Source organism: Paraburkholderia unamae, assembly GCF_003096875.1.
Lineage (GTDB): Bacteria > Pseudomonadota > Gammaproteobacteria > Burkholderiales > Burkholderiaceae > Paraburkholderia > Paraburkholderia unamae.
This window is the reverse complement of sequence record NZ_QEOB01000047.1, coordinates 16,131-34,075: the sequence shown is the minus strand read 5'-3', so window position 1 is coordinate 34,075 and position 17,945 is coordinate 16,131. Positions and strand designations below refer to the sequence as shown.

Here is a 17,945-nt window from a genome sequence, read left to right as displayed (position 1 = left end):
GACATCGAAGAGATCGAAAAGGACACCCATGAACGTGACGCCCGCTGGCGCCACACCGCCGCGCCTGCGCGACGAATGGCTCGCGTACTGGAACGACGACGCGCCGCGCTTCCTGCACATCGTCAAGGTGGGCCTGGCGGTCGTGCTGTCAATGGGCCTGTGCATGCGCCTGGAGTTGCGCTCGCCGGCCACGGCCATGCTTTCCTGCGTGATCGTGATGATGCACCAGCAAAGCGGCATCGTGATCGCACGCGGCTTCTATCGGGGCCTCGGCATGGTGGGCGGCAGCCTCGCGGGCCTCGTGCTGATCGCGTTGTTCGCCCAGCAGCCGTTGCCCTTCTTTCTCGCGCTCGCGGCGTGGATCGGACTGTGCGCGTTCGGCTCGGCGTACTTTCGCAATTTCCAGTCGTACGGCCTCGTGCTCACCGGCTTTGCCACGGCGATCACGGCGATGCCCGCGATATCGAATCCGTATGGCGTGTTCGACAATGTGGTGTATACGATCAGCGAGGTCGTGATCGGCGTGGTGTGCGCGAGCGTGGTGAGTTCGATCGTGCTGCCGCGCAACGTCGCGCCGGCGCTCTATGCCGCGAGCCGCGTGAGCTTCACGCATCTGCTGGGCGCCTTGCGCACGACGCTGGAGCGCGCGACGGTGACGCCGCAGACGCCCCCGCCGGCCGCGCCTCAAGCGGGCGCGCTGCTGGGCCTGATCGGCGAGCGTGCGAACGTCGAATTGCTGCGCACCGGCGCGCTGTTCGAAGATCCGTCGATGCGGCTCCTGCATTCGGTTTTTCTCGATCTCGACCGCAGTTTTCTCGACACGGTTACGTGGCTCTATGCGCTGCAACGGCTCAAGGCGCACGCGATCGTCGACGCGCATCCCCGCGCGCAGGCCGCCATCGCGACGCTGACCGACGCCACGCTCGCACTCATGCCTGCGCAGGCGGGCGCAACAGGCGTCGCGGACGACGCCGTGGCCGCCTTGCTTCCGCAACTCGATGCATTCGAAGCGGCGCTGCCCGGGCGGCTCGACGCGCAACTCCGGGCGCTCGCGGATCTGCCGCCCGCGCAACGCAGAGTGGTGGCCAGCACCGGGGCCGCGCTCCTCTTCATGACAGCGGATCTGCGCCTGCTCTGCCGCTGCTATATCGAGGCGCGCAACGCCGACCGCCAGCCCTGGACCGTCTCCGTGCTCCAGGCGATCGGCCGTATCGCCGGTATCGCCCGCCAGCACGCGGTGGCGAACCGCACGGCCGCGCTGGTCGCGGGCACGCGCGCGGCGCTCGCGGTGCTGCTGGTGGGCGCCGTGTGGGTCGCCTCGGGCTGGGTGGGCGGCGCGACCGCGATCGTCGCGGTGGCCATCACGAGCACGCTGTTCGCGCTCGTGCCCGATCCGCCCACGGCCGCGTGGCAAATCTTCCTGGGCTGTCTCGCGGGCTGGCTCACCGGCTTCGGCTTCAGCTTTTTCGCGCTGCCTCACCTCGGCACCTTCACGCTGCTCGCGGCGGCGACCGCCATCGTCGTGATGGTCGGCGGCTACCTCAACACGTTCCCGAAGACGGCCGTGCTCGGCCTCGGCTTCAACATCTACTTCTGCTTCATCGTCGGCATTTCGAATCCGGCCGTCTATAACCCGAGCGCGTATCTCGACACGGGCTTCGCGCTGCTGTGCGGGATCGCCACCGCCGCCGTGGCGTTTTCCGTGCTCGCGCCGCGCGCGGGCGAGTGGATCGCGCGCCGCTATCTCGCGGACGTGCGCGCCCTCATTGCCAGCGACGCGCGCGACGGCGAACTGGACGACGATCTGCTCTACGCGTTCGAGCAGAAAGTGCGCGACTGCATCATGCAGATCGCCTCCGCGCCCGCCGATCCGCGCGTCGATCGCGAACACATGATCGCGTGGGCGTTCGCCGTGCTCGAAGCGGGCCGCGCGATGATCCTGATGCGCCTCGACACGCAGCAGCTTGGCGACGCGCTGCCCGCCGCGTGGGCCGATCGTCTGCAAGCGTGGCTAGAGGCGCTCGCCGAGTTGTTCGACGCGCCCGCGCCCGAGCGCGCCAGGCGCGCGCTCGCCGCCACGGACGAAGCGCTCGCGGCGCTGCCGCCGGGCATCGATCTGGGCGCGGGCACGCAGGGCGACGCCCCGGCCGATCACGAGGCGCTCATTCGTTGCCGCATGCAGGCGTTGCTGCACTTCACGGAACTGGCGCTGCGCGACGATGCGCTCGCGCTCTGGGCCCGCACGGAGCGTTCCGCATGAAAGCGCGCACCGTACTCTCCTTTTTGGGTCCTCGCACCAGCGCATTCGCGGCAGCGCTGTCGGCGGCGCTCCTGCTCGGCGGCTGCATCAACAGCGGCGGCATCCACACGCACGCGACGATGGTCGATGCGAGCACGCTCGACCCCGGCGCCGCACTGCGCGCGACGCAAGCCGATGCGCAATGGCCGCAAGGCGACTGGTGGCGGCACTGGGGCGACGCGCAACTGGACCGCGTGGTGAGCGACGCCACGGCGGACAATCCCGACCTGCAAGCGCTCGCCGCGCGGGTGGAAGCCGCGCGTTTCCAGACGGAAATCGCTGGGGCGAGCGCGCTGCCCCAGGCGAACATGGACGGCTCGTTCGAGCGCCGCCGCTACGCGCGCTACACCACGCCCGCGCCGCCGGGCGGCACGACGGTGTGGAGCAACGACATCGGCGCGACGCTGTCTTACGACCTCGATCTCTGGGGCAAACAGCGCGCGATCCACGCGGGCGCGCTCGACAATCTGCACGCCACGGCCGCCGACGCGCGCTTCGCCGAGGTCGAGCTGCAAACCAGCGTCGTGCGCGCCTATGTGCAGCTTGCGCTCGACTACGCGCTCGCCGACGTGTATCGCGCCGTTCAGGACGAGGAGCGGCGCACCTTCGAGATCGCGACGCAGCGCTGGCGCGCGGGCATCGGCAGCCGCCTCGAAGCGACCCAGGCGCAAACGCAACTCTCCGTGAGCGCGACGCGCCTGCTACGCGCGCAGCAGCAGATCGCCCTGGATCGTCTCGCGATTGCCGCGCTGTGCGGCAAAGGCCCCGGTTACGGCGACGCGCTCGCGCGGCCGCAACTCGCCCTGAGCGTGCCGCTCGCGCTGCCGGCCACCTTGCCGGCGGAGCTGGTCGGTCATCGCGCGGATGTCGTGGCGGCGCGCTGGCGCGTGCTCGAAGCGGACAAGCGCATCGACGCCGCACACGCCGACTTCTATCCCGACATCAATCTGCTCGCGACGGCATCGCTCGGCTCGGCGGCCACCTTCGGCGGCTTCTTCAACTTCCTCAATAGCGACGGCATCGGGCATGGCGTCGGCGCAGCGATCTCGCTGCCGATCTTCGACGGCGGACGCCGGCGTGGCCAGTATGGCGTGGCGGTCTCGTCGCGCGACGCCGCCGTGGACGTCTACAACCGCACGGTCGTGAACGCGATGCGCGACGTGGCCGCGCAGGCGGTGTCGCTGCGCGCGCTGGAGGATCAGCAAGCCTCGACCCAGGCGACGCTCGACGCCGCGCGCACGGCATACCGCCTGGCCGATGCGGGCTACCGCAGCGGCATCAGCGAGTTTCTCAACGTGCTGGCCGCGCAGAACGCGCAGTTGCAGCAGGAGCAGAGCCTCGTGCAGGTCCAGGCGCAGCGGCTCGACGCGTGGGCGTTGCTGATGAGCGCGCTGGGCGGCGGCTATGGTCCTGCGAGCCCGGCGAACCCGGTGAATGCCGCATCCCCCACGCAAGGAGCGAGCGATGTCGCGCGAGATTGAGTTCTTTTCGCTGCTCGTGCCGGGCTTGCTGCCCATTCTCGCGGCCTGTGCGGTGTTGTTCGTCGCGGTCGATCTCGCCCTCGCGCGGCTCGGCCTCTATCGCTTCGTTTGGCATCCCGGCCTCTTTCGCGTCGCGCTGTTCGCGGCGCTGTTCAGCGGCGCGTCACTGCTGTTGCGTCAGTGACCGCGCCCACCCTGTGTGATCGACGATGACTACCCGAACCCTCTTGCGCGCCGCCACCACGCTCGTGCTGCTCGTCGTGTCCATCGCGCTCGTGCGAGCGCTCTGGCTCGACTACATGTTCTCGCCCTGGACGCGCGACGGGCGCGTGCGCGCCAAGGTCGTGCAGATCGCGACCGACGTGTCCGGCCTCGTGAGCGAGGTGCGCGTGCACGACAACCAGTACGTGCACAAGGGCGATGTGCTGTTCGTGCTCGACCGGGCGCGCTTTCAGTACGCCATCGACCAGGCCGATGCCGACTTCCAGCGCGCCCAGGCGCAACTCGCCGAAACGAAGGCGCGCATGGCGGCGGCCCAGACCGAGTACGGGATGAAGCGCGCCCAGGCCGCGCGCCGCGCAAGTCTCGCGGGCGACGCGATTTCCGAGGAAAACCGCGCCGACGCCGACTCGCTGGCCCTGCAATCCCAGTCGTCCTATGAAGGCGCGGCGGCGGCCTACGCGTCGGCACAGGCGCAGGTGAAGGCGGCCCAGGTCGCGCAGCGCACGGCCGTGCTCAATCTCGCGCGCAGCGAGGCGCACGCGCCCGCCGACGGCTATATCACCAACCTCGACCTTTACCCCGGCGACTTCGCGAGCGCGGGCGTTGCGCGCATGGCGCTGATCGACGCGCATTCCTTCTGGGTGTACGGCTATTTCGAGGAAACGAAGCTGCCCTCGGTGCGTGTGGGCGACCCCGCGCAGGTGCGCCTGCTCTCGGGCGGCACGCCGATCGAAGGGCACGTGGAGAGCCTTGCCAGCGGCATTGCCGATCGCGACAACCCCACGAGCCGTGGCGACCTGCTCGCCGACGTCAATCCGATCTTTACGTGGGTGCGCCTCGCGCAGCGCGTGCCCGTGCGGATTCACCTCGACCGCGTTCCCGAGGGCGTCAAGCTCGCCATGGGCATGACCTGCACGGTGACGCTCACGCCGTCCGCGCACAGATAGCCGGTCGCGCAGCGCATGCCGAACCGGCAGCGTGCGAATCCGAAAAGCGGGCCGCCGCCCGCAAACACGGGCGTTCCGGCGTGCGCACACTGCGCCTGAATCCCCTTTTGCATTGCGATTTTTGCAACGTGGGGTTGCGTGGCGTCCGGCTTCCGCAGGGCAGGCGCCTCTTCTAACCTTCCGATCTGACAAAGGTTGCCCTTCGTCCGCGCCAGAGCTCAACGGCCGCGAATACGGGGCAACCGGACCCGCCTCGCCAAACCAAGAGGCCATCGTTCAAGGAGTTAGCATGTCCACGCCCTCACGGACCCTCGGCGGCAAAGCAGAATCGGTCCGGCTCACGTCGGGACTCGTCGCGCTGTTTGCCTTCGCCTGCGGCGCCATCGTCGCGAACCTGTACTACGCGCAACCGATCACGCTGCTGATCGGCTCGTCGCTCCACATGTCCGGCGACACCGCGAGCCTCGTCGTCTCGCTCACGCAGATCGGCTATGCGCTCGGGCTGTTCTTCATCGTTCCGCTCGGCGACCTGCTGGAAAACCGCAAGCTCATGATCGCGACCGCACTGGTTTCGATCGCGAGCCTCACGGCGGCCTCGCTCGTGCATTCGGCGAGCTGGTTTCTCGTGCTGTCCTTCCTGATCGGCTTCAGCTCCGTCGCCGTGCAGATCCTGATTCCGCTCGCGGCGCACCTCGCGCCCGACCACTCGCGCGGACGCATCGTCGGCACCATCATGGGCGGCCTGCTGCTCGGCGTGCTGCTCTCTCGCCCGCTCGCGAGCGTGGTCGCCGACCATCTGGGCTGGCGCGTGGTGTTCGGCGGCGCAGCGGTTCTGATGGCGCTCGTCACGGCCGTGCTCGCGCTCACGATCCCGCAACGCCGTCCCGAGCATCGCGCCACCTACCTCGAACTGCTCGGCTCGCTCGTCGCCCTCACGCGCAACCTGCCCGTGTTGCGTCATCGCGCGCTCTACCAAGGCCTCATGTTCGCCACGTTCAGCCTCTTCTGGACGGCGGTGCCGATCGAATTGACGCGCCAGTACGGGCTCACGCAGTCGGAGATCGCACTGTTCGCGCTCGTGGGCGCAATCGGCGCCACCTCCGCGCCCGTGGCGGGGCGCCTTGCCGACGCCGGCCATTCCGTGCGCGCCACGCTCGTCGCCCTGATCACGGCCGCGCTGTCCTTCCTGCCCGCGCTCGTGCATCCGGCATGGGGCGTGTTCGGCCTCGTCGTCACCGGCATCACGCTCGATTTCGCCGTGCAGATGAACATGGTGCTCGGCCAACGCGAGATCTACGCGCTGCATGCGTCGAGCCGCAACCGCCTCAACGCGCTTTACATGACGAGCATCTTCGTGGGCGGCGCGATCGGCTCGGCGCTCGCCAGCACGCTGTTCGAGCGCGGCGGCTGGACGCTCGTTGCCGGCGTCGCCCTGGTTTTCCCGCTCATCGCGTTCGTCCACTTCCTGTTCGTCGGACGCACCCATGTGCGCACCGGCCGATAGAAGCCGCAGTTCATACCCGCAGTTTGTACCCGCAGTTCAACTCCAAGAACGTGCCCCACAGGAAACTCGCCATGTCTTCCTTGCTTACTCCTTACGACCTGTCCGGCCTCGCGCTGCCCAACCGGATCGCGATGGCGCCCATGACGCGCGCCCGCGCGCCGCATCACGGCGAAGCCACCGCGCTGATGGCGCAGTACTACGCGCAGCGCGCTTCAGCGGGCCTCTTGATCAGCGAGGCCACGAACGTCAGCCCGCACTCCGCCGCGTTCGAACTCGCGCCGGGCCTCGTGACCGACGCCCAGGTGCAGGCCTGGCAGCCCGTGACCGAAGCGGTGCACGCCAGGCACGGGCGCCTCTTCGCGCAACTCTGGCACAGCGGCCGCGTGAGTTCGATGGCGCTGCTCGACGGCAATCAGCCGCTCTCGCCCTCGGGCCTGAACGACGACCTGGAGCAACTCCAGGTGTGGGGCCAACTGCAAAACGGCTACTACACGAAGATCCACGCCACGCCGTCGCGCGCCATGACGACCGACGAAGTCATCCAGGCTATTGCCGAGTACCGGCGCGCCGCCGTCAATGCACTCGCCGCCGGTTTCGACGGCATTGAAATTCACGCCGCCAACGGCTATCTGCTGCATCAGTTCCTCTCGTCGACGACGAATACGCGCGACGACCAGTTCGGCGGCTCGCTTGCCAACCGCGCGCGCTTTCTCGCCGAAGTCATCAAGGCCGTGGGCGAAGTCATGCCGCTCGCGAAGGTGGGCGTGCGCGTCTCGCCGTATGCGGGCTACAACAACGTGCGCGATGCCGATCCCGATGGCACTTACGCGTACGTCGCGCGTATGCTCGACGAAGCGGGCATCGCATATCTGCACGCCGCCGACACGAACGGCTGGAGCGGCCAGCCCGACTTGCCCCGCATGATCGAGACCCTGCGCCCCGCGTTCACAGGCACGCTGATGCTCAACGGCTCCATTACGCCTGCGGCGGCCGATCGCCTGATCGCCACGGGCGACGCCGATCTCGTCGCGTTCGGCCGCGCGTATATCGCGAACCCGGACCTCGTCGAGCGTATCGCCGGGAACGTCGAGCTGGCCGCGCCGCGCCCGGTGGGCTGGTATGGCGGCGACAACGTCGGCTACGTCGATTACCCGCCGCATGGCGCCCCCTCCGGCGAACCGGCCACAGCCGACGCCCTCACCTCGTGAAGCCTTACCGCAAAGGCGCCCTTAAACAAGGAAACGAGGAGATAGCATGAATCGCAAACGCATTGCGCTGGCCGTTGGCGCGCTCGCGGTCGTGGGGCTGGCGGTGGCGGGCGCCATCATGTACGAGCCTGCCATCGCGCCCGTCACGCCCCCGTCCCCCGACAGCTTCGACGCCCAGCTCAAGCAGGAAGGCGCGCGCGTGGTCGCCCTGGGCGACTGCGTGGTGTGTCACACCGCGAAGAACGGCAAGCCGTTCGCGGGCGGCCTGCCGCTCGCCACGCCGTTCGGCACGATCTATGCCACGAACATCACGCCCGACCCGCAAACGGGCATCGGCAACTGGTCGGAGGCGGCGTTCGCCCGCGCCTTGCGCCGCGGCATCGCGCGCGACGGGCATCAGCTCTATCCCGCCTTCCCGTACGTGCACTTCACGCACATGTCCCAACATGACGTTTCGGCGGCCTATGCCTACCTGATGAGCCGCGAGCCGGTGCAGGCCACCGCGCCCGCGAACGCGCTTGTCTTTCCGCTGAACTTCCGCCCGCTCGTGGCCTTCTGGAACGTGCTGTTCCTGCGCCCCGGTCCGCTCCCGCCGGACCCCGCGCAAGATGCGCAATGGAATCGCGGCAAGCTGCTGGTGGACGGGCTCGGCCACTGCGCGTCGTGTCACTCGCCGCTCAACGCCATTGGCGGAGAAAAGTCGGGGCAGGCGTTCGACGGCGGCATTGTGGACGGCTGGGAAGCGCCGCCGCTCAACGCCCTCTACGCCGCATCGAAGCCGTGGACGCGCGAGCAACTCGTCACCTATCTGCGCACGGGCCGCGCTTCCGAGCATGGCGCGGCCGCGGGCCCGATGCTGCCCGTCACGCGCGACCTCGCAACCGTGCCGCAGTCGGACGTCGAGGCAATCGCCACGTACCTCCTGTCGCTTCAAAAGGGCGAGGCGGCGCATACGACGCCAACGGCCGCCACGGCGATGAGCGCCGCGCATGAGACGACACCGGCCGAGCAACGTGGCGCGGTGCTGTTCAACGCGTCCTGCGCGCAGTGCCACGGCAACGGCTCGCCCATGCAGACAATCGGCGAACGCCCCACGCTTGCCTTCAGCACGGCCATCAACGCCGACACGCCGCGCAACGCGATCCAGATGATCCTGAACGGCATCAACTGGCACGGCGAGGACGCCATGAACTACATGCCCGCATTCAGCGGCGTATACGACGACCGGCAAGTCGCCGATCTTCTCGCTTATGTGCGCGCAACGTGGTCCGCGAAACCCGCGTGGCCCGACGCCACCCCGCTTGTCGCCAAGCTCAGAAAGGAGGACAGTGCGCGATGATTACCCTGAATGTCAACGGCGCCCCGCACACGCTCGATATCGACCCGTCCACGCCGCTGTTGTATGCACTGCGAAACGATCTCAAGCTGCATGGCGCGAAGTTCGGCTGCGGCCTCGGTCAATGCGGCGCGTGCACGGTGATCGTCGATGGCGAGGCCACATTTTCCTGCCTCGTACCGGTGAGCGCGATTGGCGCACGCCCCGTACGCACGCTCGAAGGACTCGGCAGCGCAGCGCATCCCGGCGCCTTGCAGAACGCATTCATCAAGCACCAGGCGGCGCAATGCGGCTACTGCATCGCGGGCATGATCATGCGCGCCCAGGCGCTGCTCGACAAGAACCCGCATCCGAGCGAGCAGGAACTGCGCGATCACATGGAGCCGAACCTCTGCCGCTGCGGCACGCACATGCGTATTCTCGCCGCCGTGCGCGAGGTCGCGGGCATGCCCCAGCCCGTGGTTCGATCCGTTGCGCAATCCGTCGCTCAACCCCACACCGAAACGAAGGCGCAACGATGAGCCACCAGGACGATTTCGTCGACGAAGGCCGCCGCCACTTCATGATTTCGGGCGCGCTGTTCGTCGCCTTCAGCATGGCGCCCGGCGCCAAGGCGTTCGCCCAGGAAGTGATCGCCGACGAAGGCGCGGCGGTGCATGTCTCGAAGGAGACCCAGGCGCTCGCGGGCAGCCTCAAGACCAACCCGATGCTCGACGCGTGGATCAAGATCACACCCGAAGGCAAGGTCACCGTATTCACGGGCAAGGTCGAACTCGGCACGGGCGTGCGCACGGCACTGCTCCAGGTCGCGGCGGAGGAGCTGAATATGGCGCCCGCGCTCATCACCTTCCTGACCGCCGACACCGGCGCGTCGCCCGACGAAGGCCTGACCGCGGGCAGCCACACCATCGCCGACAGCGGCACGGCGCTGCTCAACGCCGCCGCCCAGGTGCGCGGCCTACTTGTGGACGCCGCCGCGAAGCACTTCAACGTGGACGGCGCGATGCTCGTCGCGAACAACGCCGTGATCCGCGCGCGCGACGGCCGCATGATGAGCTATGGCGAGGCCGTCGGGCTCGTCGACCTCCATCGCAGCGCCACGCCCACCTCGCCGCTCAAGGACCCGAAAACGTTTCGCGTGATCGGCACCTCACTGCCGCGCGTGGATATCCCCTCGAAAGTCACCGGGGGCGTGAGCTACGTTCAGGACATGGCGCTACCCGGCATGCTGCACGCGCGCGTGGTGATGCCGCCGGTGTACGACGCGCACCTCACGGCGTACGACGAGGCCGCGGTCATGAAGATGCCCGGCGTGGTCAAGATCGTGCGCAACGGCAGCATGCTGGCCGTCGTGGCAGGAGGCGAATGGCAAGCGGTCAAGGCGCAACGCGTGCTCTCGGCAGGAAGCACCTGGACGAAAGGCCGCGCGCTGCCCGATCCGCACACGGTGCATCGCGACCTGAAAGTCATCGCGACGGATCCCATCAAGATCGCGGATCACCACGCGCCCATGGCGCCCGCCGTCAAGACGCTCAGCGCGCAGTTCACGAAGCGCTACATGATGCACGGCTCGATTGGTCCGTCGTGCTCGGTCGCCCTGTTCGATGGCACGCAGATGACCGTCTGGACGCATTCGCAAGGCGTGTATCCGCTGCGCGACGCGCTCGCCGAAATGCTCTCGCTGCCCAAGGAGCAGGTACGCTGCGCACACGTGGAAGGCTCGGGCTGCTACGGGCACAACGGCGCCGACGACGTGGCCGCCCACGCGGCGCTGATCGCGGCGGCCATGCCGGGCCATCCGGTTCGCGTGCAATGGATGCGCGAGCAGGAACATACCTGGGACCACTACACACCCGCCATGGTGACGGAGGTGAAAGCCGCCATCGACGCGAACGGCCGCATCGTCGACTGGAACTACGCGCTGTGGAGCAGTTCGCACAACGAGCGGATCGTCAACGCCGGGCGGCTGCTGCCCGCGCGCATGCTGGAAAAGCCATTCGTCTCCGCGCCTTCCACGCCGATGCTGCAACCCGAAGGCGGCGGCGACCGCAACGGCATTCCGCTCTACGTGTTGCCGAACATCTACGTGATGAACAACTTCTCGCCGACCATGCCGCTGCAAACCTCGGCCATGCGTTCGCTCGGCGCGCACATGAACGTGTTTTCCATCGAAAGCACGATGGACGACCTCGCCCATATGGCCGGCGTCGATCCCGTCGAGTTCCGCTTGCGGCATCTCGACGACGAGCGCGCGAAGGATGTCATCAAGCTCGCCGCGAAACAGTTCGGCTGGCCGCGCGCGCCGCGCGCCCGCAATCATGGCGTGGGCTTCGGTTTCGCCAAGTACAAGAACCTCATGGGGTACGTGGCCGTGGCCGTCGAAGTCTCGATCGAGCCGGAAACGGGCCAGGTGACGCTCGAGCACGCGGAAGCGGCGGTCGATTGCGGGCAGATCGTCAATCCCGACGGCATCCGCAACCAGATCGAGGGCGGCATCATCCAGTCCGCGAGCTGGACGCTGCACGAGTCCCTGCAATTCGACACGCAGCGTATCCGCAGCTTCGACTGGGGCACGTACCCCATCCTGCGCTACTCGTCGGTGCCCAAACAGATCAACGTGCACTTGATCGACCGCCCCGGCGCTCCCTTCCTCGGCGCGGCCGAAGCGGCCATGGGACCGACCGCCGGCGCACTCGGCAACGCGCTGTTCGACGCGAGCGGCAAGCGCGTTCGCGACATGCCGCTGGCCGGCGACTCGCTGCGCAAGCTCATCGAGGTGTAAATGGCCATGGATACGCTACTGTCGATGCGCGTGTTCGCACGCATTGTCGAAACCGGCAGCTTCACCCGCGCCGCCGAACTCACGGGGCTGACCACGCCGCGCGTCTCCGCGCTCCTGCGGCAACTGGAGCAGCACCTGCGCTGCAAGCTGCTCAACCGCACCACGCGCCGCGTGTCGCCCACGGAAGACGGCAGCACCTACTATCAGCGCTGCGTGGCGGTCCTCGGCGAGATCGACGACATGGAGGCCTCGCTGTCGCGCGCGCGCGTCGCGCCCAAAGGCAAGCTGCGCGTCAACATGCCGACGGCCATGGCCAAGCGCATCGTGATTCCCGCGCTGCCCGAGTTCGTCGAACGCTTTGCCGACATCTCGATCGACCTCGCGGTCACCGACCGCCAGGTGGACCTCGTGGGCGAAGGCGTGGATTGCGTCGTGCGGGTGGGCGAATTGCCGGACTCTGCCATGGTGGCGAGGCGCATCGGCAGCATGTCCACCTGCACCTGCGCGACGCCCGCCTACCTGGAGCGGCACGGGACGCCCGAGAGCGTGGACGACCTCACGCATCACAGCGCCGTTGCCTACGTGTCGGCGGACACCGGACGGCCGCGCCCCTGGGAGTACATGGTGGACGGCGAGCGGCGCACGGTGCCCATGCGCGGGGCGATCGCGGTGAGCGACGCCGACGCGCAGGTCGAATGTGCGCTCGCCGGACTCGGCCTCGTCAAAACGTCGCTCTACCTCGTGGAGCCCGCCATTCGCGCCGGCCAGTTGCGAGAGGTGCTGCCCGAGTGCAACACGCCGCCGCGGCCGGTTTCCGTGGTGTATCCGCCCAATCGCCACATGCCGCCGAAGCTGAAAGTGTTCATCGAATGGCTCTCGGCGCTCTATGCGGACATTCCGGCCTTGCAGGGGCAGCGTCTTTCATGAGCGCGCTCGCGGGAACGGGCGGGCGCGGCATGGCGCCCGCTAGCCATCGGCGGGCAATCTTTGTATGATCCCCACGACGCAACCAGTGGTGATCCAGCATGCCGCGAAAGAAAACGGAGGAAGCCGCGACGCCGCAGGCGCAACCCGCCACGGCGCGCCGCCTCGCGCCCGAAGTGCGCGAGCGGCAGATCCTGCTCAAGGCCATCGACCACTTCGCCACGCACGGCTTTTCGGGCAGCACGCGCGAGCTGGCGCGTCAGATCGGGGTCACGCAACCCCTGCTCTACCGCTATTTCCCCAGCAAGGAAGCGCTCATCGACCGCGTGTACGACGAGGTCTACCAGTGGGACTCGTCGTGGGAAAAGCTGATTCTCGACCGCACGATTCCCATTCAGGAACGCATGGTCACGTTTTATCATGGCTATTCCCGCATCATCCTGCGCCGCGAGTGGATCCGCATTTTCATCTTCGCGGGGCTGACCAAGGAAGGCATCAACTCGAAATACCTCGCGCGCCTGCGCGAGCGTGTGTTCGTTCCCGTCATGAGCGAGATTCGCGAGGCGTACGACGTCGAACCCGCGAACAATGCGCAGCAACGCGCGGCCGATCTCGAACTGATCTGGAGCCTGCACGCCAGCATCTTCTATATCGGCGTGCGCAAATGGATTTACGGGCTGCCGGTTCCCGACGACCTCGAAGCCCAGATCGCCTTGCAGATCGACGCCTTCCTCAACGGCGTTCCGGCGGCGCTCAAGCATCTGCGGCCCGCGCCCGCGGCCAAAGCGCCCCGCACAAAACAGGCGAAAGCGGCGTCCTGACGCGCTCGTTCGTCCTCGCGCGTCATGCGGGGGACGAGCGCGCTGACGCGAACGTCGCGCATGTTGCACATGTTGCGCAATCCGCAACGCGGGATTGCGCTCGCCGCAGATTCCCGCCTCGCCGCGCCCTCCCTAAGCTACACGTTCCACTTCGCAAACAACCCGCGATTTCGCGCGCGCCCCGTGCGCGAAGCGCGCACTCATTACCCAGCGGGATCGTATGGACAGCGTGAACATGGAGGTCGTCAGAACGGCGGCCCGGTGGCTTGGCGAGCATCGCAAGGTGTTGCTCGTGACGGTCGTCAAGACGTGGGGCTCGTCGCCGCGCGCGCCGGGCTCGATGCTGGCGATCCGCGACGACGGGCTCGCGGCCGGTTCCGTCTCGGGTGGTTGTATCGAAGACGATCTGATCGCGCAGGTGCGCGCCTCGGGAATCGACGCGGGCCCGCCGCGCGTGCTGCGCTACGGCATCAGCGCCGACGAAGCCCACCGTTTCGGCCTGCCGTGCGGCGGCACCCTCGAACTCGTGCTCGAAACCCTGGGCGTTGCGAGCCAGATGCCGCAGCTCCTCGATGCGTTGCAGGCCGGGCGGCTCGTGACCCGCACGCTCGACCTCGCCACGGGGGCCGTGCGCATGGGCCCCGCGTTCGCGACCGAAGGGCTGCGCTTCGACGGCGAGCGCCTGCACACGGTGCTCGGCCCGCGCTACCGCCTGCTGGTCATCGGCGGCGGCCAGCTCTCGCAATATTTCGCACGCGTGGCCGTCGGACTCGACTACCACGTGACCGTATGCGACCCGCGCGAAGAATACGCCGATACGTGGGAAGTGCCCGAAGTGAAGCTCGTGCGCGACATGCCCGATGACGTGGTGACCGCCATGCACCTGGACGAACGCAGCGCGGTCGTTGCGCTCACACACGATCCCAAGCTCGACGACCTCGCGCTGATGGAGGCGCTCAGGACGCCCGCGTTCTATATCGGCGCGCTGGGCTCGCGGCGCAACAACGACGCGCGGCGCATCCGTCTGCGCGAGTTCGATCTCGATGACGAGCAGATCGCACGCATGAGCGGCCCCGCCGGCCTGCATATCGGCAGCCGCACGCCGCCCGAGATCGCCATATCGATCCTCGCGGAGCTGACCGCCGCGAAAAACGGCGTGTTCGTGCCCGCGCACATGCAGGTGCGCTACGGCAAGGCTGAGGCGGCGAATCAAAGCGCGAGCAGTTGCGGCATCTAGCCCATATTGCGCTGGACGCAACGTCGCTTTCCACTTTGCCGTGATTCTCAGCATGACGCTCGCCGCGTAAGGTTTCGTTACGGGATTCGCGAAAGCGCGAATCCCACCACGTCACACACTACGCAAAGGGATCGTCATGTCCAGCAAGCTTTTCTCCCCCGTCGATGTCGGCCCGGTTCGCCTGCCCAACCGCATTGCCGTTTCGCCCATGTGCCAGTACAGCGCCACGAACGGCGAGGCAAACGACTGGCACCTCATGAATCTCATGCAGCTCGGCATTTCGGACGCGGGACTGATCATGCTGGAGGCAACCGCCATCGAGCCGCGCGCGCGCATCACGCACGGCTGCCTCGGACTCTATGACGACGCAACGGAAGCGGCGCTCGCCCGCGTCATGGCATCGGCGCGCGCGGTCGCGCCGCAAGGCGCGCGATGGGGCATCCAGCTTGGCCATGCGGGACGCAAGGCGTCGGCGCAACGGCCGTGGGAAGGCCGTGGCGCGCTTGGCGAGAACGAGCAACCGTGGACGACCGAAGCGCCCTCCGCCATCCCGTTCGCCGCCGACTGGCACACGCCGCGCGCCATGACGGCGAGCGACATCGCCCGGGTTCGCGAACACTTCGTCGAATCGGCCCGACGCGCCGCGCGCCTGGGCTTCGACATCGTCGAGATCCACGCCGCCCACGGCTACCTGCTGCATCAGTTCCTCTCGCCGCTCGCGAACCAGCGCGACGACGAATACGGCGGCAGCCTCGAAAACCGCATGCGCTTCGCGCTGGAAGTCGCCGACGCGGTGGCCGCCGCGCTGCCCGGGCACGTTGCGCTCGGCTTTCGCATCACCGGCTCGGACTGGCTGCCGGGCGGCATCACGGTGGAAGAAGCGGCGACGCTCGCCACGGCCCTGAAGGCGCGCGGCGTGAGCTACGTGTGCGTGACCTCGGGCGGCGTGGCGCATGCCTCGATCAAGGTCACGCCGGGCTACCAGGTGCCGCTCGCCGAGCACGTGAAGGCCGCGAGCGGCATCGTCACGCGAACCGTCGGCATGATCGTCGATCCGCACCAGGCCGAAGCCATCATCGCCGAAGGCCAGGCCGATATCGTCGCCATTGGCCGCGCGTTTCTGGACGATCCGCGCTGGGTGTGGCACGCCGCCGAGCGTCTCGATGCGCTCGACGCGATTCAATACCCGCCGCAGTACGAACGCGCGGGCGCGCCCCACTGGCGCGGCGCGGCCCTGCTGCGCCCCCATGAAGCCCTGAGCCTCGCCTGAATCGAGCCATATGGCCCCTGGAGCGCCCGCCCGCTCCAGGGTAAACACCCGCGCCTTTGCGCTTGGTATTCAGGCGCGTTCTTCCCTACAATTTATCAACCGATCAGTTATCGATCGATAAATTACGAGGAGCATCTCATGCCGATTTCCCGGCTCGCCCACTACTCGATCCGCACGACCGATCTCGAACGTTCGTGCCAGTTCTACGAACGCGTGCTCGGCTTCAAGCGCGGCTACCGCCCGCCCTTCGACTTTCCCGGCGCATGGCTTTACCGGGGCGGCGACGAAGCCGACTACGGCATCGTCCACATCATCGGCGTGGACGCGGACAACCCCGACGGACTGACCGCGTACCTGGGCGACAAGGCCCTGGTGGAAAGCGGCACGGGAACTGTCGATCACATCGCCTTTCTCGCAACCGGTGTGCAGGCGATGTGGCAAACGCTGCGCGCCGAAGGGCTCGAATGGCGTGACCGCACGGTGCCGAGCCTCGGCCTGCACCAGATCTTCGTGGAAGACCCCTCGGGCGTCACCATCGAACTGAACTTCCCCGCCTCGGAAGTCGAACACGGCGAGGAAAAAGCGTTAGCAGCACTGAACGAAGCAGGCGATCTGGCAAAGGCAGGGAACTGAGATGAACGGCAAGACTACGAAGGGCACCGCGATCGTGGTGGGCGGCTCGCTTGGCGGCCTGTTCGCCGCCAACCTGCTCGCGCGCGACGGCTGGACGGTAAAGATTTTCGAACGCGTGCCGGAAGCGCTCTCTGGGCGCGGCGCGGGCATCGTCACGCATCCGGAGCTGTTCGCGGCGCTGAGCGCGGCGGACATCCGCTTTGACGACACGATCGGCGTGAGCGTCGACAAGCGCGCCACATTCGCTCAGGATGGCGAACTGATCTCCGCCTGCGACATGCCCCAGGTGCTTACCGCATGGGGCAAGATGTACAGCGTGTTGCGCGGCTCGATCGACGACGCTCACTATCACCCCGGCATGTCGGTCGTGCGCGTGGACGAAGACGCCGAACGCGCCACCGTCACACTGGCCGACGGCACGACGCACACGGCCGATCTCGTGATCGCGGCGGACGGACTGCGTTCGGCAATCCGCGAGCAGTTCTTGCCGCGCGTGGCCTTGCAGTACGCGGGCTATGTCGCATGGCGCGGTCTTGTCGATGAAGCGGCCATCTCCGCGCCCACTCACTCGGCCCTCTTCGACAAGTTCGCGTTCTGCCTGCCCCCGCGCGAACAGATTCTTGGCTACCCGGTGGCCGGCCACGCCAACAGCACGCGGCCCGGCGAGCGGCGCTACAACTTCGTCTGGTACCGCGCGACCGACGAGCAGGCGGCGCTGCGCGACATGCTCACCGACGCGTCGGGCAAGCGCTGGGAAGGCGGCATCCCGCCCACGCTGATTCGCGACGACGTGCTGGCCGACATGGAAGACGCCGCGCATGCGCTGCTCGCGCCGCAGTTCGCGGAGATCGTGACGAAGGCCGCGCAGCCGCTTTTCCAGCCTATTTTCGACCTCGAAGTGCCGCGCATGGCCTTTGGCCGCATCGCACTGCTCGGCGACGCCGCGTTCGTCGCGCGCCCGCACTGCGGCATGGGCGTGACCAAGGCCGCGGGCGACGCGATGGAACTCGTGAAAGCATTGCGAGAAGGCGCCGACGTGCGCGGCGCGCTCGAAGCCTATAGCGCCGTTCGCACCGAATTCGGCGCCGCCATTGTTCAGCATGCACGCCACCTCGGCGCGTACATGCAGGCGCAACTCAAGGACGAGTCGGAGCGCGAGATGGCCGAACGTTACCGCACGCCCGAGGCGGTGATGCGCGAGACGGCCGTTCCCTGGGCGGCTTGACGACGCAAGCGCGGCGCGCCACAGCGATGCATGCCCCACGCGACGCCGCGCGATTC

Annotated in this window: 15 protein-coding genes; all 15 read left to right on the top strand. The window is 67.8% G+C overall.

All coding sequences use genetic code 11. The annotated features are described in order from the left end of the window. Positions 1-28 precede the first annotated feature (28 nt). The 15 genes from C7402_RS45085 to C7402_RS45015 all read left to right on the top strand — a co-directional run bounded on the left by C7402_RS45085 (position 29) and on the right by C7402_RS45015 (position 17,889). Complete coding sequence (locus tag C7402_RS45085) at positions 29-2,260, top strand: FUSC family protein (protein ID WP_116615171.1); 2,232 nt, start codon at positions 29-31, stop codon at positions 2,258-2,260. Next, the gene (locus C7402_RS45080) at positions 2,257-3,780 is read left to right on the top strand and encodes an efflux transporter outer membrane subunit (RefSeq protein WP_116615170.1); all 1,524 of its coding nucleotides are present in this window, start codon (positions 2,257-2,259) and stop codon (positions 3,778-3,780) included. Before C7402_RS45085 ends, C7402_RS45080 begins: the two co-directional genes overlap by 4 nt. Continuing rightward, the gene (locus C7402_RS45075; protein ID WP_116615169.1) at positions 3,764-3,964 is read left to right on the top strand and encodes a DUF1656 domain-containing protein; all 201 of its coding nucleotides are present in this window, start codon (positions 3,764-3,766) and stop codon (positions 3,962-3,964) included. The genes C7402_RS45080 and C7402_RS45075 overlap by 17 nt, the downstream gene beginning before the upstream one ends. A 25-nt stretch (positions 3,965-3,989) precedes the next feature. Then, positions 3,990-4,949, top strand: coding sequence for an HlyD family secretion protein (locus tag C7402_RS45070; protein ID WP_116615168.1), 960 nt, complete (start codon positions 3,990-3,992; stop codon positions 4,947-4,949). Positions 4,950-5,238: 289 nt separating this feature from the next. Further along, positions 5,239-6,453, top strand: a complete 1,215-nt coding sequence (locus C7402_RS45065; RefSeq protein WP_116615167.1) for an MFS transporter — start codon at positions 5,239-5,241, stop codon at positions 6,451-6,453. A gap of 71 nt (positions 6,454-6,524) precedes the next feature. Further along, positions 6,525-7,661, top strand: a complete 1,137-nt coding sequence (locus C7402_RS45060) for an alkene reductase (RefSeq protein ID WP_116615166.1) — start codon at positions 6,525-6,527, stop codon at positions 7,659-7,661. 46 nt (positions 7,662-7,707) lie between these two features. Then, on the top strand, positions 7,708-9,000 hold the full coding sequence (locus C7402_RS45055; RefSeq protein WP_112177634.1) for a c-type cytochrome: 1,293 nt from the start codon (positions 7,708-7,710) through the stop codon (positions 8,998-9,000). Continuing rightward, positions 8,997-9,518 carry a (2Fe-2S)-binding protein gene (locus C7402_RS45050; RefSeq protein WP_112177633.1) on the top strand — a complete coding sequence of 174 codons (522 nt, stop codon included), beginning with the start codon at positions 8,997-8,999 and terminating at the stop codon, positions 9,516-9,518. Before C7402_RS45055 ends, C7402_RS45050 begins: the two co-directional genes overlap by 4 nt. Then, complete coding sequence (locus tag C7402_RS45045) at positions 9,515-11,779, top strand: xanthine dehydrogenase family protein molybdopterin-binding subunit (RefSeq protein ID WP_116615165.1); 2,265 nt, start codon at positions 9,515-9,517, stop codon at positions 11,777-11,779. Before C7402_RS45050 ends, C7402_RS45045 begins: the two co-directional genes overlap by 4 nt. A 6-nt stretch (positions 11,780-11,785) precedes the next feature. Further along, positions 11,786-12,706: a LysR family transcriptional regulator gene (locus tag C7402_RS45040; RefSeq protein ID WP_112177674.1), complete on the top strand. Its 921-nt coding sequence runs from the start codon at positions 11,786-11,788 to the stop codon at positions 12,704-12,706. A 98-nt stretch (positions 12,707-12,804) separates the two neighbouring features. After that, positions 12,805-13,524 carry a TetR/AcrR family transcriptional regulator gene (locus tag C7402_RS45035; protein WP_116615164.1) on the top strand — a complete coding sequence of 240 codons (720 nt, stop codon included), beginning with the start codon at positions 12,805-12,807 and terminating at the stop codon, positions 13,522-13,524. A 220-nt stretch (positions 13,525-13,744) separates the two neighbouring features. Beyond that, on the top strand, positions 13,745-14,761 hold the full coding sequence (locus C7402_RS45030; RefSeq protein WP_116615163.1) for an XdhC family protein: 1,017 nt from the start codon (positions 13,745-13,747) through the stop codon (positions 14,759-14,761). Between the two features lie 136 nt (positions 14,762-14,897). Further along, positions 14,898-16,031, top strand: a complete 1,134-nt coding sequence (locus C7402_RS45025; protein WP_116615162.1) for an NADH:flavin oxidoreductase/NADH oxidase — start codon at positions 14,898-14,900, stop codon at positions 16,029-16,031. A gap of 138 nt (positions 16,032-16,169) precedes the next feature. After that, positions 16,170-16,664, top strand: a complete 495-nt coding sequence (locus C7402_RS45020) for a VOC family protein (protein ID WP_116615161.1) — start codon at positions 16,170-16,172, stop codon at positions 16,662-16,664. A gap of 1 nt (position 16,665) precedes the next feature. Further along, positions 16,666-17,889 carry an FAD binding domain-containing protein gene (locus C7402_RS45015; RefSeq protein WP_116615160.1) on the top strand — a complete coding sequence of 408 codons (1,224 nt, stop codon included), beginning with the start codon at positions 16,666-16,668 and terminating at the stop codon, positions 17,887-17,889. Positions 17,890-17,945 lie beyond the last annotated feature (56 nt).